At 66.6% G+C, this 25,103-nt stretch carries 24 protein-coding genes and 1 tRNA gene; 16 read left to right on the top strand and 9 right to left on the bottom strand.

The features are described 5' to 3' along the window. The first annotated feature begins 1 nt into the window (after nt 1). From cydB to cydC, 3 genes are read left to right on the top strand one after another with little or no spacing between them, the layout of a single operon-like run. Nucleotides 2–1,012, top strand: a complete 1,011-nt coding sequence (gene cydB, locus ACN0RC_RS03585; RefSeq protein WP_417508893.1) for a cytochrome d ubiquinol oxidase subunit II — start codon at nt 2–4, stop codon at nt 1,010–1,012. Continuing rightward, the gene (cydD, locus tag ACN0RC_RS03580; RefSeq protein WP_417508891.1) at nt 1,009–2,673 is read left to right on the top strand and encodes a thiol reductant ABC exporter subunit CydD; all 1,665 of its coding nucleotides are present in this window, start codon (nt 1,009–1,011) and stop codon (nt 2,671–2,673) included. The genes cydB and cydD overlap by 4 nt, the downstream gene beginning before the upstream one ends. Nucleotides 2,674–2,677: 4 nt before the next feature. After that, nucleotides 2,678–4,333, top strand: coding sequence for a thiol reductant ABC exporter subunit CydC (gene cydC, locus ACN0RC_RS03575; protein ID WP_417508889.1), 1,656 nt, complete (start codon nt 2,678–2,680; stop codon nt 4,331–4,333). Nucleotides 4,334–4,471: 138 nt separating this feature from the next. Here cydC and ACN0RC_RS03570 read toward each other — a convergent pair whose 3' ends face one another. Next, nucleotides 4,472–5,245, bottom strand: coding sequence for a hypothetical protein (locus ACN0RC_RS03570; RefSeq protein ID WP_417508887.1), 774 nt, complete (start codon nt 5,243–5,245; stop codon nt 4,472–4,474). A 118-nt stretch (nt 5,246–5,363) separates the two neighbouring features. Here ACN0RC_RS03570 and ACN0RC_RS03565 point away from each other — a divergent pair. Then, nucleotides 5,364–5,453 (top strand) — tRNA-Ser (locus tag ACN0RC_RS03565). 157 nt (nt 5,454–5,610) lie between these two features. Next, the gene (locus ACN0RC_RS03560) at nt 5,611–6,255 is read left to right on the top strand and encodes a vitamin K epoxide reductase family protein (protein WP_417508885.1); all 645 of its coding nucleotides are present in this window, start codon (nt 5,611–5,613) and stop codon (nt 6,253–6,255) included. A 44-nt stretch (nt 6,256–6,299) separates the two neighbouring features. Here ACN0RC_RS03560 and ACN0RC_RS03555 read toward each other — a convergent pair whose 3' ends face one another. Further along, complete coding sequence (locus ACN0RC_RS03555; RefSeq protein WP_417508883.1) at nt 6,300–7,631, bottom strand: peptidoglycan DD-metalloendopeptidase family protein; 1,332 nt, start codon at nt 7,629–7,631, stop codon at nt 6,300–6,302. 104 nt (nt 7,632–7,735) lie between these two features. After that, nucleotides 7,736–9,145 (bottom strand): NtaA/DmoA family FMN-dependent monooxygenase, encoded by a 1,410-nt coding sequence (locus ACN0RC_RS03550; RefSeq protein ID WP_417508881.1) that lies wholly within the window; start codon nt 9,143–9,145, stop codon nt 7,736–7,738. Nucleotides 9,146–9,369: 224 nt separating this feature from the next. Between ACN0RC_RS03550 and ACN0RC_RS03545 the strand changes: the two genes are divergently transcribed. From ACN0RC_RS03545 to ACN0RC_RS03525, 5 genes are all read left to right on the top strand, one after another. Then, nucleotides 9,370–11,016, top strand: coding sequence for an ABC transporter substrate-binding protein (locus ACN0RC_RS03545; RefSeq protein WP_417508879.1), 1,647 nt, complete (start codon nt 9,370–9,372; stop codon nt 11,014–11,016). Further along, on the top strand, nt 10,994–12,043 hold the full coding sequence (locus ACN0RC_RS03540; RefSeq protein WP_417508877.1) for an ABC transporter permease: 1,050 nt from the start codon (nt 10,994–10,996) through the stop codon (nt 12,041–12,043). The genes ACN0RC_RS03545 and ACN0RC_RS03540 overlap by 23 nt, the downstream gene beginning before the upstream one ends. Further along, nucleotides 12,040–12,888 (top strand): ABC transporter permease, encoded by an 849-nt coding sequence (locus ACN0RC_RS03535; RefSeq protein WP_417508875.1) that lies wholly within the window; start codon nt 12,040–12,042, stop codon nt 12,886–12,888. The genes ACN0RC_RS03540 and ACN0RC_RS03535 overlap by 4 nt, the downstream gene beginning before the upstream one ends. 1 nt (nt 12,889) lies before the next feature. Next, complete coding sequence (locus tag ACN0RC_RS03530; protein WP_417508873.1) at nt 12,890–14,587, top strand: dipeptide ABC transporter ATP-binding protein; 1,698 nt, start codon at nt 12,890–12,892, stop codon at nt 14,585–14,587. Between the two features lie 120 nt (nt 14,588–14,707). After that, on the top strand, nt 14,708–16,303 hold the full coding sequence (locus ACN0RC_RS03525) for an isocitrate lyase (RefSeq protein ID WP_417508871.1): 1,596 nt from the start codon (nt 14,708–14,710) through the stop codon (nt 16,301–16,303). A gap of 51 nt (nt 16,304–16,354) precedes the next feature. On the opposite strand, the gene ACN0RC_RS03520 is transcribed toward ACN0RC_RS03525, so the two are convergent. After that, nucleotides 16,355–16,984, bottom strand: a complete 630-nt coding sequence (locus tag ACN0RC_RS03520; protein WP_417509618.1) for a GAP family protein — start codon at nt 16,982–16,984, stop codon at nt 16,355–16,357. Between the two features lie 76 nt (nt 16,985–17,060). Then, a complete protein-coding gene (locus ACN0RC_RS03515; protein WP_417508869.1) occupies nt 17,061–17,249 on the bottom strand; it encodes a hypothetical protein in 189 nt (62 codons plus the stop codon). A 33-nt stretch (nt 17,250–17,282) separates the two neighbouring features. Here ACN0RC_RS03515 and ACN0RC_RS03510 point away from each other — a divergent pair, with 33 nt between their 5' ends. Further along, complete coding sequence (locus ACN0RC_RS03510; RefSeq protein ID WP_417508867.1) at nt 17,283–17,588, top strand: hypothetical protein; 306 nt, start codon at nt 17,283–17,285, stop codon at nt 17,586–17,588. Then, nucleotides 17,588–18,481 (top strand): DMT family transporter, encoded by an 894-nt coding sequence (locus ACN0RC_RS03505; protein ID WP_417508865.1) that lies wholly within the window; start codon nt 17,588–17,590, stop codon nt 18,479–18,481. The genes ACN0RC_RS03510 and ACN0RC_RS03505 overlap by 1 nt, the downstream gene beginning before the upstream one ends. On the opposite strand, the gene ACN0RC_RS03500 is transcribed toward ACN0RC_RS03505, so the two are convergent. Together ACN0RC_RS03500 and ACN0RC_RS03495 are read right to left on the bottom strand one after the other, a co-directional pair. Continuing rightward, on the bottom strand, nt 18,478–19,272 hold the full coding sequence (locus ACN0RC_RS03500) for a tyrosine-protein phosphatase (protein WP_417508863.1): 795 nt from the start codon (nt 19,270–19,272) through the stop codon (nt 18,478–18,480). The two genes, ACN0RC_RS03505 and ACN0RC_RS03500, sit on opposite strands and share 4 nt — an antisense overlap. A gap of 3 nt (nt 19,273–19,275) precedes the next feature. Beyond that, nucleotides 19,276–19,830 carry an HdeD family acid-resistance protein gene (locus tag ACN0RC_RS03495; RefSeq protein WP_417508861.1) on the bottom strand — a complete coding sequence of 185 codons (555 nt, stop codon included), beginning with the start codon at nt 19,828–19,830 and terminating at the stop codon, nt 19,276–19,278. A gap of 190 nt (nt 19,831–20,020) precedes the next feature. On the opposite strand from ACN0RC_RS03495, the gene ACN0RC_RS03490 reads away from it, so the two are divergent. Genes ACN0RC_RS03490 through ACN0RC_RS03480 form a run of 3 tightly spaced genes read left to right on the top strand, consistent with a single transcriptional unit; the run spans nt 20,021 to nt 22,627 of the window. After that, on the top strand, nt 20,021–21,700 hold the full coding sequence (locus tag ACN0RC_RS03490) for an MDR family MFS transporter (protein ID WP_417509616.1): 1,680 nt from the start codon (nt 20,021–20,023) through the stop codon (nt 21,698–21,700). A gap of 1 nt (nt 21,701) precedes the next feature. Next, nucleotides 21,702–22,154 carry a MarR family winged helix-turn-helix transcriptional regulator gene (locus ACN0RC_RS03485; protein ID WP_417508859.1) on the top strand — a complete coding sequence of 151 codons (453 nt, stop codon included), beginning with the start codon at nt 21,702–21,704 and terminating at the stop codon, nt 22,152–22,154. A gap of 26 nt (nt 22,155–22,180) precedes the next feature. Continuing rightward, on the top strand, nt 22,181–22,627 hold the full coding sequence (locus ACN0RC_RS03480; RefSeq protein WP_417508857.1) for a MarR family winged helix-turn-helix transcriptional regulator: 447 nt from the start codon (nt 22,181–22,183) through the stop codon (nt 22,625–22,627). A gap of 8 nt (nt 22,628–22,635) precedes the next feature. Here ACN0RC_RS03480 and ACN0RC_RS03475 read toward each other — a convergent pair whose 3' ends face one another. Beyond that, on the bottom strand, nt 22,636–24,006 hold the full coding sequence (locus ACN0RC_RS03475) for an MFS transporter (RefSeq protein ID WP_417508855.1): 1,371 nt from the start codon (nt 24,004–24,006) through the stop codon (nt 22,636–22,638). Nucleotides 24,007–24,153: 147 nt separating this feature from the next. Between ACN0RC_RS03475 and ACN0RC_RS03470 the strand changes: the two genes are divergently transcribed. Continuing rightward, the gene (locus ACN0RC_RS03470) at nt 24,154–24,552 is read left to right on the top strand and encodes a hypothetical protein (RefSeq protein WP_417508853.1); all 399 of its coding nucleotides are present in this window, start codon (nt 24,154–24,156) and stop codon (nt 24,550–24,552) included. Between the two features lie 8 nt (nt 24,553–24,560). Here the strand turns inward: ACN0RC_RS03470 and ACN0RC_RS03465 are convergent, their stop codons facing one another. Next, nucleotides 24,561–24,905 carry a hypothetical protein gene (locus ACN0RC_RS03465; RefSeq protein ID WP_417508851.1) on the bottom strand — a complete coding sequence of 115 codons (345 nt, stop codon included), beginning with the start codon at nt 24,903–24,905 and terminating at the stop codon, nt 24,561–24,563. Nucleotides 24,906–25,103: the final 198 nt, after the last annotated feature.

The following is a 25,103-nucleotide window of genomic DNA, read 5'->3' as shown; positions in this document are numbered from 1 at the left end:
CATGGATCTCGCTACCCTGTGGTTCGGCATCATCGCCTTCTTCTTCGTCGGCTACTTCGTGCTCGACGGTTTCGACTTCGGTGTCGGCATGTCGCTGCCCTTCCTCGGCAAGGACGACGTCTCGCGCCGACAGATCATCAACACGATCGGCCCGGTCTGGGACCTCAATGAGACCTGGCTGATCGTCGCCGGAGCCTGCCTGTTCGCCTCGTTCCCGGAGTGGTACGCCTCGCTGTTCAGCGGCTTCTACCTCGCGCTGCTCCTCATCCTGTTGACGCTCATCATGCGCGGTGTCTCGTTCGAGTACCGCCATCAGGGCAAGTCCGAGAAGTGGAAGGCCGGCTTCGACCGGATGATCGTGATCGGTTCGGCGGTGCCCGCATTCCTGTGGGGTGTTGCGTTCGCGAACATCATCCAGGGGGTGGCGCTGAACGAGCAGCACATCTACGTCGGCACGCTGTTCGATCTGCTCAACCCCTACGGGCTGCTGGGCGGACTGACCACACTGCTGCTGTTCTTCACGCACGGTGTCACGTTCGTGGCGCTCAAGACTGATGGCCAGTTGCGTTCGGATGCACGCAAGCTCGCGTTCAAGGCGGGGCTGGTGACTCTCGTGGTCGCAGCCGTCTTCCTGGTCTGGACGGTCGTCGCGCACTTCTCGATCCTCGTCCTAGTGCTCGCAGCCCTCGCTGCGGTCGCGCTGGTGCTGTCGATCGTGGCGAATCTGCGCGGTCGTGAGGGCTGGGCGTTCACGTTCGGTGCGGCGACGACCATGTTCGCGGTGGTGACGCTGTTCGCGGCGCTCTTCCCGAACGTGCTGCCGTCGACGATCGATCCGGCCTTCAGCCTGACGATCGCGAACGCCTCGAGCACCGAGTACACCCTGCAGATCATGACGTGGACGGCGCTGGTCGCCATGCCGCTCGTGCTGCTGTACCAGGGGTGGACGTACTGGATCTTCCGCAAGCGGGTCACCCGCGCCTCGATCGAAGGAGCTCCGGTTCACGCGTGAAGCCCGTAGACCCGCGTCTTCTGAAGTACGCCGGCGCCGCGCGAGGATTCTTCGTTCTCGCCGCGGTGATCGGTGTCGCGCAGACGGCGGTCGTGATCGCGTTCGCCTGGTTCCTCACCGATGCGGTGACCGGCGCGATCGCCGGACACTCGGTGCTGTCGTCCATCGTGTGGATGCTGGGGCTCGCGCTGCTGCGCGGCGCGCTGATCGCGGCATCCGACTATGCCGGCATGCGCGCGGCCGCGGCGACCGGCGCGCAGCTGCGTCGGGCGCTGATCAGCGCGATCGGGCGGCTGGGGCCCGGGTGGCTCGCGCAGCGCAACCAAGCATCGCTCGCCGTCACCGCAGGGCACGGGCTCGAGGCACTGGATCAGTATTTCGCGAAGTATCTGCCGCAGCTCGTGCTGACCGTCATCGCAACGCCCGTGATCGTTGCGGTGATGTGGTGGCAGGACTGGCCGAGCGGGCTGATCGCCGTGATCACGCTGCCGCTCATTCCGATCTTCATGATCCTGATCGGCGTCGCCACGCGCACGGTGCAGCGCACGCAGTGGCAGACACTGCAGCACCTCGCCGCGAGGTTCGCCGACACTGTGCAGGGCCTCGCGACGCTGCGGCTGTTCGGGCGGGACTGGCGCGCGGCATCGCAGATCGAAGTGACGGCCGAGCAGTACCGCCGCGAGACCATGAAGGTGCTGCGGTTCTCGTTCCTGTCCGGCTTCGCGATGGAGCTGCTGTCGTCGCTCGCGGTCGCGCTGATTGCGGTGGCGGTGGGATTCCGGCTGCTCGCGGGTGATCTGTCGCTCGAGGTCGGACTGTTCGTGCTGCTGCTCGCGCCGGAGGCGTTCCTGCCGATCAGGCAGGTCGGAGTGCAGTTCCATGCGGCATCCGAAGGGGTCGCGGCGACCGAAGACGTGTTCACCGTGCTGGACGAGGCATCCGGCGCAGGGGATGCGGCGGGCGGTTCGCCGACCGGTTCACCCGGCCCCACCGCGCAAATTCTCCAGGAGTTGCGCGTCGACGGGCTCCGTGTCCGCGACCTCCCACCGGTCTCGTTCACCGCGAAACCAGGCACGATCACTCTGATCGAGGGGCCGAGCGGCTCGGGCAAGTCGAGCCTGATTGCTGCCCTCCGCGGCGCGGTGCCGTTCGAGGGCACCGCGACTCTCGGCGGCGCTGATCTGCGCGCACTCGATCTCGACTGGCTCGCCTGGGCGGGGCAGTCACCAGGGCTCATCCGCGGCACGATCGCCGCGAACGTGTCGCTCGGCGCTGAACCCGGTGCCACCGCGATCCGTCAGGCGCTGGATGCCGCGTGCGCCGACGACCTCGACCCGGAGCAGGAGCTCGGCGTGCAGGGCAGCGGACTGTCTGGCGGGCAGGCACAGCGGGTCGCCGTCGCCCGCGCGCTCTACCGGCACGCCGCCGCCCCGCAACGCGTGCTCGTTCTCGATGAGCCGTCCAGCGCGTTGGACCCCGACACCGAATCCCGCCTGTGGAGCACGCTGCGCACGCGGGCGGATGCTGGCGCCACGATCCTGCTCGTCTCGCACCGCCGCTCGGCGCGCACGATCGCGGACGAGGTCGTCGCCCTTCGACAGGCTCAGGGAACACTCGACAGGTTCAGGGCACATTCGACAGGCTCAGGCAACGGGGGGTGACGGTGTGAACGAGACAACTCAGGTGCGCGATGTCCTCCGTCTTGCACAGCCGTCGGCCGGCAGGTTCCTCCCCGGCCTCATCTGGGGCGTGCTGTCTGCCGCCGCTGCTGTCTCGTTGCTCGCCGTGAGCGGCTGGCTGATCGTCAGCGCCTCCATCGTCGATTCGCTCGTGCCGCTGTCGGTCGCCGTCGTCGGCGTGCGGTTCTTCGCCGTCTCGCGCGCCGTGTTCCGCTACCTCGAGCGGCTGGCGGGCCACGATGCCGCGCTGCGTCAGCTCGCGACCACCCGGGCCGACATGGTGCGAAGGCTCATCCCGCTCTCGCCCGCAGGGCTCGGTCGCACCGATCGCGGGCGCGTGCTCTCCGCCCTCGTCGACGACGTCGAGAACCTGCAGAACCTCCCGCTGCGCGTCGTGCAGCCGCTGGCCGTCGCTGGTGTCGTCGCGCTCGGCTCGGTCATCTTCATCGCCGTCATCTCGCCGCCGGCCGCTCTCACCCTCGCTGCCTGCCTCGTCGCAGCCGCGGGCATCGCGATCGGTCTCGGCTGGGTGTTCGGTGCCAGGGCCGAGGCTCGGGTTTCGCTCGAGCGGGCGGAGCTCTCGGCATCCCTCGTCGACTACTTCGGCAGCCTCGATGTTCTGCTCGCCTACGGCGCAGAGCCCGCCGCCCGCGGGCGGATCGAGCGTGCCGACGCGGCCGTCCGGCGCACCGTGACGCGCGCGTCACTGGCGCAGGCGCTCGCGGCCGGTGTCGTCTCGGTGCTCGCCGGGGTCGCATCGGGGTGGGCGGTCGCGGCGGCTTCTCCCGGGCTCGCGACCGGGGCGATCGATGGTCCGTGGCTCGCGGTCGTCGTGCTCGTGCCGATGGTCGTGTTCGAGGTGTTCGGCGCGGTTCCGGTCGCGGCGGCATCCTGGCGGAGCGTGCGCGCCAGCGCCCAGCGCGTCGTCGACGTGCTGCCTGCGTCGGTCCCCGACGAGTTGCGATCGGATGCCGGTGATGACGCCGCCCCCGCAGGTACAGCCCTGCACCTGCGCGACGTTCGTGCGTCGTGGCCAGGAGGTGCCCCGGCGCTGCGCGGCGTCTCGCTCGACGTCGCACCGGGAGAGCGCGTGCTCGTGGCCGGGCCCAGCGGCGCGGGCAAGAGCTCACTCGCGTCGGTGCTCGTCGGGTACCTCCGCGCCGAGGGCGAGTTCACGATCGGGGGTGCGGATGCCGCGGCTCTCAGTGGTCCTGCCCTCAGGCGCACGATCGGGCTGTGCGAACAGCATCCGCAGCTCTTCGACGAAGACATCCGGCAGAACCTGCTCTTCGCGCGCGATACCGCCACCGATGGTGAACTGATGGCGGTGCTCGAACGCGTGGGGCTCGGTGACTGGGTGCGCCAGCGCGGCGGTCTGGGCGCTCGCGTCGGCGACCGCGGCGCCCTCGTGTCGGGCGGCCAGGCCCAGCGGATCGCGCTGGCGCGTGCGCTGCTGCGCGGCTTCCCCGTGCTCGTGCTCGATGAGCCGACGGCGGGCGTCGATCCTGAAGCATCCGATGCGCTGCTGCGCGACCTGCTGGGGGCTGCGGGTGAGCAGTCCGTGGTGCTGATCTCGCACGTCGCGCCGCCTGCGGGTACCGTCGATCGGGTAGTGCGGATCGAGGCTGGGCGCACGGTCTGAGCGCCGCCGCGGTGCGCGGCGGCCCGGGCCGAACCGGAGGTGTCGCGCTACGCCGCCTCGAGGCGGCGGAGGTGTCGCATAATGCCGCCTCGAGGCGGTTTACGCGGCACGAACAACCACCTCCCGGTGAGAATCCGGTCAGTGGAGCGCGACCGGCGGCTCCATCACGATGCCCTGCGCCTCGAAGGCGCGGCGGCGCTCTTCGATGCGGCGGTGCAGTTCAACTTGCGCCTCTTCGACCAGCGCAGGGTCGAAGGTGACGTTCTCTGCGTGGGGGGTGCCGCCGTTCGCGTTGATGTAGGCGTCGAGTTCTGGTCCCGAGGTCAGCGAGGTGATCAGCGAGTACCGCGGAGAGGATCCGTTGTGCCAGGCGGCGTGCCAGAAGCGCTGCGTGTCCACGATGATGTGCGTGCCCGCTGCGAGCCGGAAACGCAGTTCCGTCGCCGGGTCGAACCGGTCGCTGCGAAGGATGAGGAAGGAGTCCGGGTCGTCGGTGAGGTTGATGAGCGCGCGCACGACCCAGCCGGTTCCGGCCTCGTTGAGACGATTGTTGTCGTCCTGATGCAGGTTGTAGATCGCATCGGCGTAGCTGTTGGGCTGCAGCTCGACGACCCGGCAGCGGCCGACGTTCGCACCGGGCTCTTGGGCGAGACGGGCCAGGGTCGGGGCCTTCTCGACCTGCGAGGGAATCCAGACGCCGTCCTTGTCGGTGCGCGGGGGAGTGTGGTTCCAGAATCCGTTGCAGTCGATGTCGCCTGCGTAGCTGGCGAGAGGTGCATAGCGGGTGATGCCTGAGGAGCGCCAGCCGACGTATTCGAGGTCCTGCCACTCGGCCGGATCGATGGGTGTCGGGTGGGGCGGAAGGATGACAAAACCGGTCTCCGCGAGCGCGGCCGACGTGATGAAGCTCATGACTACCTCCGTAAGGTCATCCTAACCAGCATCCGTCTTCGGGGTCGGCGGTAAGGCCGGAGATAACCGGCGTCTCGTCGATTCGCGCGAGAGCCCCTCGTCGCGTAAACTCTTCCGCGGTGACGTGTCCGAGCGGCCGAAGGTGCAACACTCGAAATGTTGTGTAGGTTTACCCCTACCGCGGGTTCAAATCCCGCCGTCACCGCCAGAAAAACCCCTGTTGATCAGGGGTTTTTCCATGTCCGGGCCCGCGAGCGCCAGGCCAGGGACGAGCGCTCGCCTGATATCTACGGCCGAGCGGGGTGCGCAGAGCCGCCCGATGCCTGTGTGTCGGTAACAGCGATCATTCGTTCGAGGGGCGGTCCATGTCTAATGAACTCAGCACGTCGACGTCCGACGTCCCGGCATCGGCATCCGTCGGCACCGTCTTCCGACCGGGCACCGGTACGGCGGTCTTCTGGATCGCAGCGGGCTTCATCGCGTGGGTCGTGTCGTTCCTGCTCTACCTGGAGTACGTCGGGCAGCTCACCGACGCGCCGCCGCTCGTGTCCTGCGACATCAATCCGATCGTCACCTGCGGACCGAACCTGCTCTCGCCGGCGGGAAACCTGCTCGGCTTCACGAACGCGATCATCGGCATGGTGGCCTTCGTCGGCCCGATCTTGGTCGGCATCGGAGCGCTGGCCGCGCCGGGCGGCATGCGCGCCTGGTACTGGCGGATCTACGCCGTGTGCGTTCTCGGCGGATGCGCGCTGGTGCACTTCTTCGCCTACCGCAGCGTGTTCGAGTTCGGGTCGCTCTGCCCGTGGTGCATGGTCATCTGGTTCGTGACCATCCCGCTGTTCTGGTCGGTCATCGCGTGGAGTCTGCGCGCCGGTGTCTGGGGGCAGTCGCTGCGCGGTGCGGGCGCGTTCATCGGTCGATGGATGGTGCTGATCGTTGTGCTCGACTACGCGGTCATCGCTGTCGCCGCGCAGTTGCGGCTTGACCTGCTCGGCGCTTTCTTCTGATCAGCCCTCGGCCTGCCGGCCTCGGTCTGCCGGCCACGGCCACGTCACTCCAGCTGCAGGTACCCGCCCCACCCCGAGCCGATGAGGCTTCTCGCCCCGAGCCTGCCCTTCCCGTCGCCGGGATACAGGTAGAGAGCGCCTGAGGCATCGCGACCGATGATGTCGACGCGGCCATCGCCGTTGTAGTCGACGCCGCCGGTGAAAGCGGTGAATGCAGCCCAGCCGCTGCCAACGGCGGTCGCCGTGGTGAAGGCATTGCCGACACCGCGATAGAAGTAGAGCGTGCCGTCACGCGACACGGCCATGATGTCGCCGATCCCATCACCGTTGAAGTCGCCGCCGGCCAGGAACTTCATGATGCCCCACCCGCTGCCGGCTTTCGTGCGCGCCCCGGAGAGCGCCCCGACCCCGTTGCCGTTGTAGATGGTGAGTTCGCCCGCCGAAGACGTCGCGAGCACATCCTGCAGCCCGTCGCCGGAGAAGTCGGCACCCGATACGACATGCACCATGTCGGACCACCCGAACTCGAGCCGGTCGTAGCGGTTGAATCCGCCGCCGGATCCTCCGCCGTAGTACTCGAGCAGTCCGTCGCCCCGCACCGCGAGGATGTCGCCTCTGCCGTCGGCGTTGAGATCGTTATGCACCAGGTGGCGGTACACACCCCATCCGCTCGTGATGACCGAGGGCGACTGCATTCCTCCTCCGCCGTTGCCCGCGAGGAACTGCAGATCGCTGTCGCCGCTGATTCCGAGCAGATCGGCTTTGCCATCGCCGTTGTAGTCGGCCGATGACACCGGAGAGGTGGGAATCGCGGGGGCCGTCCGAAGGCCGGGGAATACCAGCGGCAGCGAGTTGCCGCGCGCCACCGTCGACAGGCACACGAAGCCATCGTTGATCGCGGAGTACACCGAGCCGTTCCGCCACACCTCGAAGTGCAGGTGTGCGCCCGTCGAGTTGCCGGTGCTGCCGACGACACCGATCTGCTGACCGCGCACGACGTGCGCCCCGGGGGCGACGACTCCCTGCGCCACCATGTGGGCGTATCTCGTCGCGTACCCGCCGGTGTGCTCGATGTCGACGTAGTAGCCGTATCCACTGCTGTACGTGCGGGTCTTCACGACGCCGTCGTAGGCGGCGAGGATGGGCGTTCCGCCCTGACCGGAGATGTCGATGCCGTCATGCGCGCGATAGTCCGAGCGGCATCCGTCCCCGACTTTCGACTGAATCGTGCCGGATGCTGGATAGATCATCTGTCCATCCGTCGCCGCCGCCGCGGGAGCAGGCGGCGACACCGCGGTCGCGATCATTCCGACGAGGACGGCCGCTGTCGCGGCGATCGCGATGCCTGAGAAGCGCCAACGGGACGTCCGTCTCATCTCGAGTGCCCTCCACCTGCCTCGCACCCTCGGATGCGAGCGCTATCGAGGTCACCGTATCAGCGCGAGCACGCCATCGGCATCTGCTCACGTCACGCGATCGATCAGCCCCCCACGACAGCGGCGAACTCATCCGCCTCGCGCAGATTGCGTCCCCCGCGGAACTGCGCCGCCGGGTGCGAGTCCGCCACCCGGGGACCCGCTCCGTGCACCCGCTCGCGCAGCGTCTCGCCAGGGGCGTATGCCTCGCGCAGACGCCCGCGCCGACGCAGTTCAGGGACGGCGTACTCGATGAAATCCTTCGCCGTGTCGGAGCTGTGGTACTGGACGAGATTGATCCCGTCAATGTCGTGTTCGTCGAGCCAGCTCTCGATCTCATCGGCAACGTCTGACGCCGACCCGACCGCCATGAAGGGCTTGCGCTGGAACCCTGACATGGTCTTCAAGAACTCCGAGATCGTCAGATCCTGCGGCAAGAATGCCGCCTGCGCATCCTCGCCGCGTCCCTCGCGCCGCAGTGCCTCACCGACCGTGATGTCGCCGTCGTGCGCGGTCGGGTCGAAGGGCAGGCTCGCATGCGCGAGTACTCCATCGAGGCTGGCGTACTCCTCGTACTCCCGCAGCTTCGCTTCCGCCGCTTCGCGCGTCGCGCCCACGATCACCGTCGCGCCGACGACGAACTTGATGGCATCGCGCGGGCGACCCTGGCGCTCCAGCTCATCTCTGATGCGCGCGATCGTGCTGCTCACGCCCTCGAACGATGATCCGCCGGTGAAGATGAGCTCTGCGTGCCGACCGGCGAATTCGATCCCGCGCGAGGACTGCGTGGCCTGGATGAGGAACGGCGTCCGCTGCCGAGATGGTGATGACAGATGCGGGCCCGCCACCTGGAACCGGGGGCCCTCGTGGTCGATGTAGCGCACCTTCGCAGGATCCGCGTAGACATTGGTCTGGCGGTCTTCGATCACGGCATCGTCATCCCACGACCCCTCCCACAGCTTGTAGAGCACATCGAGGTACTCGTCAGCGATCTCGTACCGGGTGTCATGGTCGACCTGGCCGGTCAGCCCGAAGTTGCGTGCAGCGTTCGGCAGGTACGACGTGACGATGTTCCACCCGACCCGGCCCTTCGTGAGGTGGTCGAGCGTCGACATGCGCCGCGCGAACGCGAACGGCGGCTCGTAGGTCGTAGAGAACGTGATGCCGAAGCCGAGGTTCTTGGTCACCGCTGCCATGGCAGGCACGACCAGCATCGGGTCGTTGCTGGGGATCTGCAGCCCCTCGCTGATTGCTGTCTCCGGTCCGCCGCGGAAGACGTCGTACGCACCGATGACATCGGCGAGGAAGACCGCGTCGAATCCGCCGGACTCGAGAAGCTGCGCGAGCTCGGTCCAGTACTCGATGTCGTTGAACCGCGTGCGGCTGTTGCCCGGGAGACGCCACAGGCCGTGCGTGATGTGGCTTACGCAGTTCATCTCGAACAGGTTGAGGATGAGGCGCTTCGGCTCTGACATGACGGATGCTCCTTTCGGACCCACCAGCTGCGAGTCGACGTCGTTCATCCTGTGCGCACCGGGTGACCTCTCGCTCGCGCGGCGACACACAGCGCAACATGACGAACCATGACGTTCTGCGGCGTCACGTGACGGGGGCAGGTTTCATCGTTCGCAGACCTCGTCATGCTCGTGTCCACGAAGCACCAGCTTCGACGACGACGCCCAGGAAAGGCACCCTCACAATGAGCACTCACCGCTTCTGCAGGTCAGCGACCGTGTCCGTCACGCTCGTGGCGGCGATGATCGCGATGACCGCCTGCGGTACGTCCGAGGCGATCGTGCCGGCGTCCGACGCCGAGCGCATCGACGGCGGCACCCTCGTCTACGCCCATCAGCAGGAACCCCAGTGCCTCTACGGCGGCTGGATCGAGCAGGCCTACATCTCGTACCAGTTCCTCGACAACCTCGTCTCGCTCGATGACGACGGCAGCGTCGTTCCCTGGCTCGCCGAGAGCTGGGACGCCTCCGACGACGGGCTCACCTACACGCTGATCCTCAAGGACGGTGTGAGCTTCACCGATGGCACCCCGGTCGACGCGGCGGCCGTCGCGTACAACTTCGACTACTGGATCGCGGGCGGCAACAGCACCGCGAACGTCTGGCTGGACGGCTACTACGAGTCGGCCGAGGCCCTCGACGACCGGACCGTCGCGGTTCATCTCTCCGCCCCGTACCCGCGGTTGCTCGAGAACCTCTCGCAGTCGTACTTCGGCATCCAATCGCAGCAGGCGCTCGAGACCCGCACCGCTGAGGAGAACTGCGAGCAGCCGATCGGCTCCGGGGCCTTCGTCGTCGAGGAATGGAACCGCGGAGAGAACGTTCTGCTCGCTCGCAACGACGACTACACATCGCCCCCGGCGAATGCGAAGCACACCGGTGCCGCCTACCTCGACAAGATCGACTGGCGCTTCGTCGCCGACGGTGTCACGCGCGTCTCGGCACTGCGCTCTGGGGAGGCCGACGCCATCTACGACATCCCGGCCCTGGAATGGGCGGGCCTTGAGAGCGAGCAGTGGGAGCTGCAGAAGTACGTCACCCCTGGCCGGCCGCAGCAGATCTCGTTCAACACCACCCGTGCTCCCTTCGACGATGAGTCGGTGCGCAAGGCGTTCATCTACAGCCTCGACCGCGAGACCATCGTCGAGACGATCGGTCACGGCGTGATCCCCTACGACGGCAACGGGTCGGTGAGCCAAGCGACCCCCGGTTACAGCCAGGCCGCAGCCGACCTCTACGGCTACGACGTCGATGAGGCGGACAGCCTCCTGGATGCGGCAGGCTGGACCGACCGCGACGGCGATGGATACCGCGTCAAGGACGGCAAGACCCTCGACGTCGTCTTCCCCTATAACGCGGGAACGATCATCAACGCCGACGGCGCCGCGATCTTCCAGGCCGTGCAGGAGCAGGCGAAGGCCACGGGCTTCAAGGTGAAGCTCATCCCGGTGCCGCCGTCCGAGACCTGGGCGGGCAAGTACGCCGGGCCCGACGCCTATGACATCTCGGCCGGGTACTGGACGTCGGTGAACGCCGGCATCCTCTCCATCACCTGGCGCCCGAGCACCGAGGAGAAGCCGAACTTCTCGAACAGCGCCTTCTACGACGATCCGGCCCTCGGGGCGATCATCCTCGAGGCGAACTCGACCGCTGACGTCGACGCGCAGAATGCGCTCTACCAGCAGGCGCAGGAATACATCGCCGAGCATGCGACCGCGTTCGGGCTCTACGACCGGCTGAGCACGCTCGGCATCAACCCTCACCTGCGCGATGTCTGGCAGGAGAACGCACAGGGAGGACCGACGTTCTATGACTCGTACTTCGTCGAGTGACGTGCTCGAAAGTGCGGATGCTGCTTCGCACAGCGCAGCATCCGACAGGCCCGCACAAGATGCGGCGACGATCCCACGCAGGCGATCGCAGCAGGCCAGACGAATCGTCTCGCGCCTGATCGGCGCCGTCGTGGTGCTCTGGGGTGCGGCGACAGCCGCCTTCCTCGCACAGGTGGCACTCCCGGGCGACCGGGCGACAGCGATCCTCAACATCCGCACCGGCCAGGCGCAGGAGCGCACTCCTTCAGAGCTGGCCCCGGTCATCGAGGCATACGGTCTGCATGACCCGGTGCTCGTGCAGTACCTGCACTACCTCACCGGGCTCCTGCGCGGTGACCTCGGCACGTCGTACCAGCAGTTCCGGCCGGTGTGGGATCTGATCGGAGAGCAGCTCGGATCCACGTTCGTGCTCACTCTGGTCGCCATCGCGGTGGCGTGGGTGATCATGATCGTCTGGGTCACGCTCACCGCCGGCCGCAGCAGGCGGATCGGTGCGGTGGGCTCGGTCGTCGATACGGTCGCGGCGAACCTGCCGCCGTACTGGCTCGGTATTCTGCTGCTGCTCGTGTTCGCCCTGAACCTGCGCTGGTTCCCGGTCATGGGCGGCACCGGTGTCGCAGGCATCGTGCTTCCGGCGCTGACCCTCGCCATCCCCCTGGCCGGCTTCATGGGGCAGTCCGTGCGCGCCGAGTACGAACGGGCGCTCGACCAGCCATTCGTGCTCAGCGCGCGGATGCGCGGCATGGGCGACCTGCAGATCCGGCTCCGGCACGTGCTGCGCCACGCCTCGCTGCCGGCTGTCACCCTCACCGGCTGGGCGATCGGCGCGACGATCTCGGGCGCCGTGATCGTCGAGCAGATCTACTCGCGGCCGGGAATCGGCAAGACGCTCGTCGCCGCCGTCGGGGCGCAGGATCTTCCCGTCGTCACCGGCATCGTGATCCTCGTCGCACTCGCGTACGTGGTCGCCAACCTGCTCGTCGACATCGTCTACGCGCTGATCGACCCGAGATTGGAGCGGTCATGACCATCACCGCATCGAAGCCCATCGCCGCATCAGCCAGAAGGCGCCGCATCGACCCAGGGCTTGCCGTCGCGATCGTGCTGACCGCGCTGTTCGCGCTCGCCGCCATCGCCCCGGCGCTGCTGGCGACCGCAGACCCGACCGCGCAGAGCTTCGCCGATGCGCTTCGCCCGCCCTCGCTCGCGCACTGGTTCGGCACGGACGAGTCCGGCCGCGACCTGTACAGCCGGGTGATCTACGGCACCAGGGAGTCGCTGCTGATCGGTATCGGCGCGGCAGGCATCGCCCTGGTCGCAGCACTCATCCTCGGGTCGCTGGCGGCACTGGGCGACAGATTCACTTCGGCGATCGTCAGCCGCGGCATCGAGGTGGTCTTCGCCTTCCCGATCCTGCTGCTCGCGCTGCTGCTCGTGTCGATCCTCGGCGCATCCGCGTGGACTCAGGTCATCGCCGTCGGGGTGAGCACCGCACCGGGATACGCGCGGATGGTCCGCGGGCAGATCCTCGCGGCCAAGAACGCCGGGTACGTCGAAGCAGCACGGGCCCTCGGGCACAGCCGCGGCCGCATCCTCACCCAGCACGTGCTCCCCAACGCGATCCGTCCGCTCGTGGCCGTGTTCACGATGGCGATCGGGCAGTCGATCGTCTGGGCGTCAGGGCTCGCATTCCTCGGGCTCGGCGTGGCGCCGCCGTCATCGGAGTGGGGTGCCCTGCTCGATGCGGGACGCGCCTACATCCTGCAGGCCCCGTGGCTGACCTTCGTGCCCGGACTTGTGATCCTCGTCCTGGCGCTGACGGCGACGTCGCTCGGAAAACACATCCAGAACAGCTTCGAAAGGGGCGAATGACATGACCACGCAACTGGCCTTGACCAGGCCCAGCATCCAGGCGCAGACTCCGCGGCTCCGCATCCGCGATCTGCGCGTGGGGTTCGCCGCAGGCGGCCGGACTCGACAGGTCGTGCACGGGGTCTCCTTCGATCTCGCACCTGGGCGCTGCGTCGCGATCGTCGGCGAATCCGGGTCGGGCAAGAGTGTCACCGCGCGCACCCTCGTCGGCCTCACCGGCGCGGGTGCCGCGGTGGAGGGCACGATCGCGCTGGGCGGTGACGACGCTGCGGAGAGCATCGACCTCACCACGCAGACCGACCGGAGCTGGCGCCGCATCCGGGGCAGACGGATCGGGTTCGTCCAGCAGGACGCGCTCGTCTCCCTCGACCCCCTGCGCCCGGTGGGCGCCGAGATCGGCGAGGCCCTGCGACTGCACGGGTGGAGGGATCGCGCGGCTCGGGAGCGCAAGGTGATCGAGCTGCTCGCGAGCGTCGATGTGCCGTGGCCGAAGCTGCGGGCCCGGCAGCGGGCGGGCGAGCTCTCCGGAGGACTCCGGCAGCGCGCGCTGATCGCCTCTGCTCTTGCCATGGACCCCGAGATCATCATCGCGGACGAGCCCACCACGGCGCTCGATGTCACCGTGCAGGCACAGGTGCTCTCGCTGCTGCAGGATGCCAGGGCTCGCGGTACCTCGATCATTCTCATCAGCCACGACCTCTCGGTGGTCGCAAGCCTCGCCGACGACATCATCGTGATGCGCCGGGGAGAAGTAGTCGAGCAGGGTGAGGCGGCGAGCGTGCTCTCAGCTCCCCAGCATCCGTACACGCAGAGCCTCATCGACGCGGTCCCCGGCGGGCACACCCGCGGGGAGCGCCTGGCTCCGCAGGCGAGCGAGGTGCCGAACCTGCATCTCGCGCGCGCTCATACCGGCGAGCGGGGGGAGCCGGTTCTGCAAGCGCGCGACCTCGTCAAGAACTTCGTCACCCCGGATGGCCGGCTCACGCAGGCGGTCGATCACGTCTCGTTCACTCTGCACCGAGGAGAGACTCTCGGGATCGTGGGGGAGTCGGGCTCGGGAAAGAGCACGACAGCGCGCATCGCGCTCGCGCTCGAGACGACGGATGCCGGCGATGTGGCGCTCCTCGGTCAGCCTTGGTCGGCGGTCCCCGAGTCGCGACGCCGCGGGCTGCGCCCGCACATCGGTGTCGTCTATCAAGACCCGTTGAGCTCGTTCGATCCGCGGTGGAACGTGCAGCGGATCCTGCTCGACGCGATCCCCGCCGATGCCGGGCTGAACCGGGCGCAGAAGACCCAGCGCGTGCGGGATCTGCTCGCGCAGGTGGCCCTTCCTGCAGAAGTCGGCGACCGATTCCCTCTGCGGCTCTCGGGCGGTCAGCGTCAGCGCGTGGCGATCGCACGGGCGCTGGCGACCTCTCCGGAGATCCTCGTCCTCGACGAGGCGGTGTCGGCACTCGACGTCTCGGTGCAGGCGCAGATCCTCGATCTGCTGGCTGATCTGCAGCGCGAGTACGGCCTCAGCTACCTCTTCATCTCGCACGATCTCGGAGTCATCCACCACCTGAGCGATCGGGTGCTGGTGATGAAGGACGGCCGGGTCGTCGAAGCGGGCGAGTCGGATCAGATCTTCTACGCTCCCGAGCATCCGTACACGAGGGAACTGGTCGCCTCTCTCGCGACGTTGGATGCTGCAGGCTGACCGACCCTTCTGGTTCGAAGAAGAAACGAGAACTTTCTGCCCTGATTTCGCCAGAGGAGCGCTTGTTCTTGCCTGAGAGTGGAGGTAACGCTGAACCGCCACCACAGCAAAGGACACATCATGACCGCCTACCAAGACGACATCGACGCCATCCGAGCACTGAAGGAAGAGGCCGGATCCGGGTGGGATGCGATCAACCCCGAGTCGGTCGCCCGGATGCGCGCGCAGAACCGCTTCAGGACCGGCCTGGAGATCGCCCAGTACACCGCCGACATCATGCGCCGCGACATGGGCGAGTACGACGCCGACTCCTCGGCGTACACGCAGTCGCTCGGTGTCTGGCACGGCTTCATCGGTCAGCAGAAGCTCATCTCGATCAAGAAGCATCTGAAGACCACGAACAAGCGCTACCTGTACTTGTCGGGCTGGATGGTCGCAGCTCTCCGCTCTGAGTTCGGGCCGCTGCCGGACCAGTCGATGCACGAGAAGACCTCGGTTCCGGCGCTCATCGAAGAGCTCTACACGTTCCTCCGCCAGGCTGATGCGCGCGAGCTCGACCTGCTCTTCTCGCGGCTCGATGATGCTCGTGCCGCCGGCGACGACACCGCGGCCGAGTTCATCCAGTCGCAGATCGATACCTTCGAGACCCACGTCGTGCCGATCATCGCCGACATCGATGCGGGCTTCGGGAACCCCGAGGCCACCTACCTGCTCGCCAAGAAGATGATCGAGGCCGGCGCCTGCGCCATCCAGATCGAGAACCAGGTCTCTGACGAGAAGCAGTGCGGCCACCAGGACGGCAAGGTCACCGTTCCGCACGAGGACTTCATCGCCAAGCTCAACGCCGTCCGCTACGCCTTCCTCGAGCTCGGCATCGACAACGGTGTGATCGTCTCGCGCACCGACTCCCTCGGCGCTGGTCTCACTCAGAAGATCGCCGTCACCACCACCGGCGGCGACCTCGGCGATCAGTACAACTCCTTCCTCGATGTCGAAGAGATCTCAGAAGATGACCTGGGCAACGGCGATGTCGTCATCAAGCGCGACGGCAAGCTGCTGCGTCCGAAGCGGCTTGCGAGCAACCTGTTCCGCTTCCGTGCGGGCACCGGTGAGGAGCGCTGCGTGCTCGACAGCATCACGTCGCTGCGCAACGGTGCCGATCTGCTCTGGATCGAGACCGAGAAGCCGCACGTCGAGCAGATCGCCGGAATGATGGACAAGGTTCGAGAGGTCATCCCGAACGCGAAGCTCGTGTACAACAACAGCCCGTCGTTCAACTGGACGCTCAGCTTCCGCCAGCAGGCGTACGACCTCTTCGCCGAGCAGGGCAAGGACGTCTCGGCGTACGACCGCAGCGCTCTGATGAGCGTCGACTACGACGACACCGAGCTCGCTCAGGTCGCCGACGAGATGATCCGCACCTTCCAGCGGGATGGATCGGCCCGTGCCGGCATCTTCCATCACCTCATCACTCTGCCCACGTACCACACGGCGGCTCTGTCGACGGATGATCTCGCCAAGGGCTACTTCGCCGAGGAGGGCATGCTCGCCTACGTGAAGGGCGTGCAGCGCCGCGAGATCCGCGAGGGAATCGCCACGGTGAAGCACCAGAACATGGCCGGCAGCGACATCGGAGACAACCACAAGGAGTACTTCGCAGGGGATGCTGCGCTGAAGGCAGGCGGCAAGGACAACACGATGAATCAGTTCAACTAGGCTGCCAGACGCGGACGGGCCCGGGCATCGCCTGGGCCCGTTCGCTGCATGTCAGTACGCGAGATCTGCGACCCCGGAGCTGATGAGCTTCGCCCCGAGGATCACGAAGAGGATCATCATGGTGACGGCGTGATTGGCCACCAGCCAGTCCCGTACGCCGCTGAGGCGGGCCTCGACCTTGCTGGGCGAGATCACACTGATCAGCCAGGGGATCAGCACCCCGAGCACACCGATGAACGCGAAGATCAAGATCACGATCATGATCTCTTCCACTGGCAGCCTCGACTGCGAGACGCGTCCGCTTGCCGCGATGAGCAGCGGGAGGTCCTTGGGTGAGAGTGGCCCAGAGATCAGCACGCCCGCGAGGAACGCCTGCCAGATCGACAACCCGTCCAGGGCGCTCATCCACTTCGGAGTGCCGGTGTGGTTGCGGTTGCGCCACTGCAGCACTGCCAGCACGAGCAGCACCACACCCAGCACGATCTCGACGATGTCCACCGTCACGTGCGCGTCAGATCCGGCATCCTCGGTTCCGGCGGAGCACCCGAGGAGCACGCACAGGCCGACGAAGGCGGCGGCGAACGCGTAGCAGCCCAGCACGAACGCCGTACCGTTAGTGCGGCCCTTTCCCGACGTCGCCATCAGAATGACCGCGACGATCGCGAGCGGACTGATCGCGATACCGATTCCGATCGGTCAGAAGTTCAGCGAGCAGATGCAACATGGTGGTCCGGCTTTCTCTGGACGAGAACGAGAATCAGGCGCTGGCGGCCTTCGCGGCCGCAGCCTTGCGGACGATCTCCAGGGTGAGGAAGTCCAGCGTGCGTCCCGCTTCGAAGTGGCCGCTCACATTGCCGGCCAGTCCGCCCTCGAGGGCGAGCTTGCTGCCCAGATCGAGCACGGCCTCGGGCATGCCCTCGCTGAAGTCCAGGTCTGCGAAATCCACCCAGACGATGTTGGGCCTGCCGCCGTTGTCGGCATGCTGGGCTTGCGCCGCCGGGGTGCGGACGGGCCTCCCCGCAAGGAAGTCCGCAGCATCGACCGTGAGCTTCGGAAGGCCGCGCATGCCGCCAGCGATGCTCGTGCTCTGCGCGAGATTCCCGAGGGCGCTGACCCTGAGGAAGCGCTCGCCGCAGAGCTGGAGCTGCTGGGTGTGATGCGCACCCGCCTGCACGAGTTGGGACGCTCTGGGCGGCACACCACGAGCGCGCTGCGGTATGTTCTCGATGAGCTCGACGCGTACGAGATCAGCATCAGGCTCCGCCTGGAAAGCGAGAAGAAGTAATGGAAGTCGGTTCGCTCCCTCTGGCGGGAATAGCGCTTGCGCTGTGCTCTGCCCTTGCCCTCTCCGTGGGCAATCTCTGGCAGGGACGCGGTGTTCGCGATCTGGCGACGCACCCCAAGGGCGGGTCGAAGCTCCTCCAGCTCGTCAGCAGCCGCATCTGGTTGATCGGATCGGTGGTCCTCGGCCTGTCGATCGTGCTGCAGATGGGCAGCCTCACCTTCGCGCCGCTGATGGTGGTGCAGCCGATCGGAGTCACCGCACTGGTGTTCACGGTGCTTGTGACCTTCATCGTCACGAAGAAGAAGCCCGCGCCAGGGGTGGTGCGCGCCATCCTCACCTGCGTACTGGGTGTTGCGGTGTTCGTCACGGTCGCCGCCCTCGTCAGTACGCAGCGCGCCATCACCAACGCGCAGCTGATCGCGGTTCTCGTCGTGCTCGCCAGCGTGCTCGTGCTGACCGGAATCGCGCTCGTTCTCGCGCGCCGCCGCAAGGTGCCGTCGCTCGTCTGGGTCATCCTCGGCGGAACGTTCTCCGCATTCGTGGCAACGCTCGGAAAGACCGTGATCATGCGGGTGCAGGCCATTATCAAGGCGCAGAAGCTCGAGCTCGACACGGCGAATCTGCTGACCATCGGATGCCTTGTCGGAATCGGAATCGCGGGCGGGCTCTCGATCTACTTCGTTCAGCGCGCGCACGCCGAAAGCCGCCCAGAGGTTGTCGTCGCCGGACTCACGGTGATCGACCCCGCCGTCGCCGTCGTGCTCGGCATCACAATCCTGGGAGAGGCGAGCGGGGCCTCGATCTGGGCCGTCCTCGCCTTCATCGCCGCTGGCGCTGTGGCGGTCGGTGGGGTCTTCGCGCTGGCGAAGGCAGAGCAAACGGTTCCCCGTTAGCCGACGAAGCGCGTACGCAGTCCGGCGAGCTCATCGTCGGTGAGTCCGCCGGAGCGCAGGTAGGCAGTGATGCCGCCGTGCGCGTCCACCCAATCGAGCGCCTTCTCGATCTCTTCACGAGGGGTGCCCGTCACCAGGGTCTTGAGCGCGGGCGTGAGAGGCACGCCCATGGAGGAGACCATGTGGAGCATCCCATCAGCCCAGGGGCCGGAGAGATTCTGCTGCGAGCTGGCGTAGTCGGCAACGATGGCGCGGCGCTCGGCGCCAGCTGCTTCGAGCATCAGTGCGGTGGCGACGCCGGTGCGGTCCTTGCCCGCAGTGCAGTGCACCAGCACGGCACTGGGAGTGGTGTCGCTCGAGGCGGCGATGAGCCGGGCGACCTGTGCGAATTCTGACGCACCGTGCTGCAGGATCTGGATGTACAGGTCACTCAGGGGTGGGATGCTGCTCATCGCCTGGCTGAGCATCTCCGGGGTGGGCGGGGCTGAACTGCTGCCCATGAACTGCTTCGTCATATCGGCCATCGCACCCTCGAGGAAGGGCAGCTCGACCATCTTGAAGGGTCGCGAATCGGGAACCCGATCGGGCCCTGCCTCGCGCTCCTGCGGAGTGCGGAAGTCGACGATGACACCAACAGCGGTGTGCGCAAGCTCGTCGAGCCCCGTCGGCGTCAGATTCGTCAGGGCGTCGGAGCGGTACAGGATGCCAGGGCGGGTCACTCCGCCGTCACGGAGCGGCAGTCCGCCCGTGTCGCGGAAGTTGTAGCACCCCTCGACCTGCAGCTTCGGCATGTCTCAGTGCCGTCCGACCCGGAACGCGCGCACGATGTTGATGATTCCGAGGACGACGAGCGAGATCCCCAGCAGCCACCACAGCACGGCCGCTCCCCACAGCGGCGAGAACAGCAGCACGATTCCCGCGATGATGCTGAGGACCGCGAAGAGGATCGCCCAGACCTTCGACCCGGCGCCGCCCAGCGTCGACAGAGCCACGATGCCCTCGACGATCCACATGATGCCGACGAGGACGCTCACGAGCACGGCCAGGAGCCCGGTCGCGAGCGTCAGGTTCATGAACGCGATGATTCCTGCGATGACGAACACCAGTCCGAGGACGATGTGGCCGATTCTCGGCCAGGTGCGCATCGTCTTGCTGAAGATGCCCATGCTGCCGTACACGAGCCCGACGACGATGGCATAGATCGCGATGATCGCCGCGACGACGACGGCCGTCTTCCCCGGCCAGACGAGAACGAGGATTCCGACGATGAGCGCCAGGATGCCGCTGATACCCAGCACGGTGCGGATGCCGTTGGTCACAGTGCCGGCGGCGGAGGTTTCGGTGTTCATCTCAGAGATTCCTTCTGAATAGGCGAGAAGTATGCCTTCAGTTTCGCGAATGCGCAGGTGCTGCGGCGCGATCGTCGACGAAAATCATCCGCGCTGTCACCCGGGCGCTCATCCCGTCACGCACACCGGATAGTCGTTGACTTCAGGGAATAGTTGTGGTTACGCAACTAAAGTCGTATTGTTGACGTCGATCAACCTTTATCTGCAGGAGCACTTCACTTTGACATCCACTAATCGCGTCTCATCTGAGGCAGCCCGTTCGCCGCGCGAGGTCTTCACCGCGATCTCCGGCCTCATCGTCGGCATGTTCGTCGCGGTGATCTCGGGAACAGTCGTCTCCACTTCACTGCCGGTCATCATCGCCGACCTCGGCGGCACGCAGGCTCAGTACACCTGGGTCATCACTGCGAGCCTGCTGGCCACGGCCGTCACCACCCCGATCTGGGGCAAGCTCGCCGACCTCGTCGATCGCAAGGTGCTCGTCCAGGTCGCTCTCATCATCTTCACCGTCGGCACGGTGGCCGCGGGATTCTCGATGGACACCAACATGCTCATCGCGCTGCGTGTGGTGCAGGGTATCGGCGTCGGTGGCCTCATGTCGCTCGTGATGATCGCCGTCGCGCTGATCATCTCGCCGCGTGAGCGCGGAAAGTACATGGGCGTCGTCGGCGGCATCATGGCCCTCGCCACGATCGGCGGACCGCTTCTGGGCGGTTTCCTCACCGACGCATGGGGCTGGCGGGCCAACTTCTTCGTCGGCGTGCCGTTCGCCATCCTCGCGCTCGTGCTGCTTCAGGTCACTCTGCACCTGCCCAAGCCGCAGAACGTGAAGGTCTCGATCGACTACCTCGGTATCGTCCTGCTCGCCGTCGGCGTCTCGACCCTGCTGATCTGGGTCTCGATGGGCGGCAGCCAGTTCGACTGGGACTCCAGCACCAGCATCGCGCTCGCGGTCATCGGCTCGGTCGCGGTGCTCGCGTTCATCGCCACGGAATTCTTCGTGAAGGAGCCGATCGTGCCGATGTCGCTCTTCCGCAACCGCACGTTCACCCTGTCGGTTCTCGCCTCGATCGCCATCGGCGTCGCGATGATCGCCACGTCTGTCTTCCTCGCGCAGTACTTCCAGCTCGCCCGCGGTGCCACGCCGACCGAATCCGGCATCATGACGATTCCGATGATCATCGGCCAGATGGGCGCCTCGATCATCATCGGGCAGCTGGTGAGCCGCTACGGCAAGTGGAAGGGCTGGATGATCACCGGCTCAGGGCTGACGACCATCGGCGTCACCCTGATGGCGACGCTGCGCTACGACACCCCGTTCCCCCTCGTTGCGGTCTACATGTTCGTGCTCGGTGCCGGCCTCGGCATGGTGATGCAGAACCTCACCCTCATCGTGCAGAACGACACTCCGCCGCAGCAATTGGGCGCAGCATCCGCCAACGTCAACTTCTTCCGCACCATCGCCGGCACGATCGGCGTGACCATCATGGGCACGATCCTCTCGACCAGTGTGAAGTCGTACACGAAAGAGGGGATGGCGGGATTCGTCCCATCCACTCCAGAAGAGATCGAGGCCCTGAAGGGGCTTGGCTCCGGCGACGTTCCGAAGGTCGGGCAGCTGCCAGATGCAATCCGGGTGATCGTGGAATCGGCCTATGGCCACGGCATCGCGGATGCCTTCATCCTCGCGATCCCGCTCGCGGTGCTGGCGATCGTCGCGATCGCGTTCATCAAGAACAAGCCGCTGTCGACCAAGACCGCGGCCGAGCAGCTGCGCGAACAGGCCGAGGAATCGATCATCGAGTTCGCCGAGGCAGAAGTGGGATCGACCGTCGACACCGGTGCCATCCGGACTCAGCAGGGCCGTTGACGTGGCAGAGCAGCCCGGGGTGTCAGAGGAGAGCGACAGCGCACTCGTCGAGCTCCAGGGACATCTGAATCTGCTTTTCGCCCGCGCGCGGACGCACTGGAGAGAAGCCGCCGCACGCATCGACCCGCAGCTGCAGCCAGCTGGGTACAAGCTCCTGATGTTCATCGTCCGAGTGGGAAGCGCGAATGCGCACGAGCTCGCCGAGCGTTTCGAGATGGACAAGTCGGTCATCAGCCGGCAGGTGCGGATGCTGGAAGACCTCGGTCTTCTGGAGTCACGCCCGGACGAGCTCGACGGGCGCCAGCGCGTGCTGACGCCGACTTCTGAGGCGTGTACCGCGCTTGCCGAGCTGCGCGACGATCACACCGAGAAGCTGCGCAGCACGCTCGCCGAGCTCACCCCGGAAGAGATGCAGGGGGCGTTCAAGGTGTTCCGGCTGTTGGCCGAGAACTGAGCGGGCTGCGCCGTAAAATGACGGATATGAGTGCCACGTCCGACGATCCGCGCCTGGATGCCGCAGTCACCAGGGTCGAACAGGAGCTCGGTCGCCTCTTCGCTCGAATCCGCGTGAGCTGGCGTGAAGCGGCAGCGACAGTGCATCCGGATCTTCAGCCGCTCGGATATCAAGTGCTGACCTCGATCGCGACGGGGAAGGCGACCTCGGCCAGCGCCATCATCGAGCGGCTGCAGACCGATAAGTCAGCGGTGAGTCGTCACGTCCGCCAGCTCGAAGAGCTGGGGCTCGTCGAGAGCATCCCCGACCCGCAGGACCGTCGCGCGCGAGTGCTCGTCGCGACCGATCTCGCGCAGGAGAAGGTGACCATCGCGCGTGCGCGCTACGAAGCGCGCATCGCGGATCGGCTGCGCGACTGGTCGGCGGCAGATCTTGACCACTTCGTGGACCTTCTCGGATCGCTCGGCAGCTGAACGGCTGATCACCCGGTCGGGGTGACGGATGCCGCGGGCTTGCGGATTCCGATCCAGGAGACGATCCCGCCGGCTGCCATCAGCGCCGCTGTCACCAGTGCTGCGCTGTGGAAGCCGTCGAGATCGAGTGTGCCGCCGACGATGGTCGACAGCATCGCCACGACGATGAGGCCCGCAACGCGAGAGATGGCGTTGTTGACCGCGGAGGCGATTCCGGAGCGGTTCTCGTCGATCGCCCCGAGCACTGCAGAGGTGAGGGGCGCGACCGTGAGCGAGAGCCCGAGGCCGAGCAGAATCATCGATGGGAGCACCTGCCCCCAGTAGCTGAAGTCATCGGAGACGGTGAGCAGCAGCAGTGCCCCCGCAGCCATGAGCAGGGGGCCTACGGTCATGAACAGCCGCGGTCCGAGCTTTCCTGCCCATGCGCCGGCCTGAGAGCTGAGCAGGATCATCAGGATCGTGATCGGGAGGCTCGCAAGCCCCGCGGCCGTCGCAGGAAGTCCCGCCCCCTCCTGCAGATAGACCCCGATGATGAAGCCGTTCAGCGAGAGCGCGGCGTAGATGAACAGGGTGGCGAGGTTGCCCCACGCGAAGTTGCGCGCGGCGAACAGCGACAGCGGCATGAGCGGCGTGCGAGAGCGCTTCTGCCGAATCAGGAACCAGACGAACAGCACGATTCCCGCGGTCGCCGGAATCCAGATCGCGGGCGATCCCCATCCGAGATTCGGCTGCTCGATGAGCGCGAACACGACGGCTCCGAGGCCCAGCGCGCACAGCGCGCCACTCCACCAGTCCACGCGCAGATCGCGAGGGTGATCCGGCAGCTGCAGCCGGGCGAGCAGCAGCAGCGTGATGCCGATCGGGATGACGTTGATCACGAACACGAAGCGCCAGGACAGCAGGTCGACGAACAGTCCGCCCAGCAGCGGGCCCGCGATCTGCGCCCCGGTCGTGAATGCGGTCCACACCCCGATCGCACGGGCCTGCAGCTCACCGCGCATCGTCGCCATGATGAGGGCGAGCGAACTCGGCACGAGCAGGGCGCCTGCCGCTCCCTGCAGTGCGCGAGCGAGGATGAGCGTCAGAGGTTCGGGTGCTGCGGCCACGGCGATGGATGCGAGGCCGAAGGCGATCAGCCCGATCCGCATGATGCGCACCCGGCCGTACGCGTCAGAGAGGGAACCCGCCAGCAGAATGAGGGCGCTGAGGGTGATGAGATATGCGTCGACGACCCACTGCTGCGTCGTGATTCCGCCGCCGAGCTCTTCGCTGATGGCCGGCAGAGCGACCGTGACGACCGTGCCGTCGAGGAACGTCACGAACGAGGCGAGCACCGCGATCGTGATCACGAGCCGCTGCAGGGCGGAGAATGCGGGCACGGTGAAGAGACTACGCCCGGGGTGGCCATCGACGCCGGGCGCCTTCGGGATTACGCTGGCGTCAAGCGGGCGATCTGCCCGTGAATCCGGCGCGGGTCGCTCACCGGCTCGGCCACGATGCAGAGCGGGGCAAGAACGATGGACTCGATGATGATGAGCGCGATGGCTGCGGATATGAAAGACATGACCGGCATGGAGATGCGGATGGACATGGCCGTCATGCAGGCGTGCATGGACGCGTGCGCGGCGTGCGAACAGGCCTGCACCGTGTGCTCGATGCAGATGATGGACTGCGCACCGGCGTGCATGAACTGCGCCGACATGTGCAACACCATGATGCGCGCGATGATGCGGATGCAGGGCATGACGCCCGCGGTGATGATGGCGATGCTCGACGCTTGCATCGCCATGTGTCAGCTGTGCATGGATGCCTGCATGGAGCACGCTGACCACAGCGAGGTCTGCAAGATGTGCGCTCAGTCGTGCAAGGCGTGCATGGAAGCCTGCGTCGACATGAAGAACATGATGATGGCGGCGGCCGCCTGACCCGCTTCTCAGACGGCGACGTTGAAGCGTACGCGCCCGACGGCGAGTACGTGGTACTTCCGGTGCAGCGCGACCGGTGTTCCCGGTGCTGCTTCGAGGGCAGCGCCCTGGGCGCTCCACAGCGCCCATTCTTCGCCGTCCAGCGTGCGCACGCGCAGTTCGCCGGTGGCAGCATCCGCTCGCTCGACGATCGCATCGGCCCACTCGCTCGGCGTCGCCGACGCCAGCCGCGCCTGGATCAGGTGCAGGGCGTGACCGGGCGCGAAGGAGGAGCAGACATCACCGTGGTCGCACATGCAGGCCGCACGTCCGCTCACCTCGAGGGGCGATGCTGTGCGGTGCGTGGTGGACACGATGTTCTCCTGAAGTCGGCGGATGCTGTTCCCCCACGGTAGGTGGCGCGCGCCCCACCGCCAATGCGCGGCGAAATACAGCGCAACACGTGGCCTCGAGCGCTCAGCGTGGCTCGTGCGCCACGAGGGCATCGCGCATTGCACTGAGTACGTCGGCGATGGCCGTATCGTCGCGGGAGGACGCCCTGGTCGCGGCGA

The sequence above is a fragment of the Microbacterium sp. genome, from assembly GCF_048259935.1.
Classification (GTDB): Bacteria; Actinomycetota; Actinomycetes; order Actinomycetales; family Microbacteriaceae; genus Microbacterium.
This window is presented reverse-complemented; position numbering and strand designations above follow the sequence as displayed.

Coding starts and splice junctions, on each gene's coding strand:
- cydB (WP_417508893.1), top strand. CDS start 2: ATGGATCTCGCTACCCTGTGGTTCGGCATCATCGCCTTCTTCTTCGTC.
- ACN0RC_RS03570 (WP_417508887.1), bottom strand. CDS start 5,245: ATGAGCTTCATCACGTCGGCCGCGCTCGCGGAGACCGGTTTTGTCATC.
- ACN0RC_RS03560 (WP_417508885.1), top strand. CDS start 5,611: ATGTCTAATGAACTCAGCACGTCGACGTCCGACGTCCCGGCATCGGCA.
- ACN0RC_RS03555 (WP_417508883.1), bottom strand. CDS start 7,631: ATGAGACGGACGTCCCGTTGGCGCTTCTCAGGCATCGCGATCGCCGCG.
- ACN0RC_RS03550 (WP_417508881.1), bottom strand. CDS start 9,145: ATGTCAGAGCCGAAGCGCCTCATCCTCAACCTGTTCGAGATGAACTGC.
- ACN0RC_RS03545 (WP_417508879.1), top strand. CDS start 9,370: ATGAGCACTCACCGCTTCTGCAGGTCAGCGACCGTGTCCGTCACGCTC.
- ACN0RC_RS03540 (WP_417508877.1), top strand. CDS start 10,994: ATGACTCGTACTTCGTCGAGTGACGTGCTCGAAAGTGCGGATGCTGCT.
- ACN0RC_RS03535 (WP_417508875.1), top strand. CDS start 12,040: ATGACCATCACCGCATCGAAGCCCATCGCCGCATCAGCCAGAAGGCGC.
- ACN0RC_RS03530 (WP_417508873.1), top strand. CDS start 12,890: ATGACCACGCAACTGGCCTTGACCAGGCCCAGCATCCAGGCGCAGACT.
- ACN0RC_RS03525 (WP_417508871.1), top strand. CDS start 14,708: ATGACCGCCTACCAAGACGACATCGACGCCATCCGAGCACTGAAGGAA.
- ACN0RC_RS03510 (WP_417508867.1), top strand. CDS start 17,283: ATGCTGGGCTTGCGCCGCCGGGGTGCGGACGGGCCTCCCCGCAAGGAA.
- ACN0RC_RS03505 (WP_417508865.1), top strand. CDS start 17,588: ATGGAAGTCGGTTCGCTCCCTCTGGCGGGAATAGCGCTTGCGCTGTGC.
- ACN0RC_RS03500 (WP_417508863.1), bottom strand. CDS start 19,272: ATGCCGAAGCTGCAGGTCGAGGGGTGCTACAACTTCCGCGACACGGGC.
- ACN0RC_RS03495 (WP_417508861.1), bottom strand. CDS start 19,830: ATGAACACCGAAACCTCCGCCGCCGGCACTGTGACCAACGGCATCCGC.
- ACN0RC_RS03480 (WP_417508857.1), top strand. CDS start 22,181: ATGAGTGCCACGTCCGACGATCCGCGCCTGGATGCCGCAGTCACCAGG.
- ACN0RC_RS03470 (WP_417508853.1), top strand. CDS start 24,154: ATGATGATGAGCGCGATGGCTGCGGATATGAAAGACATGACCGGCATG.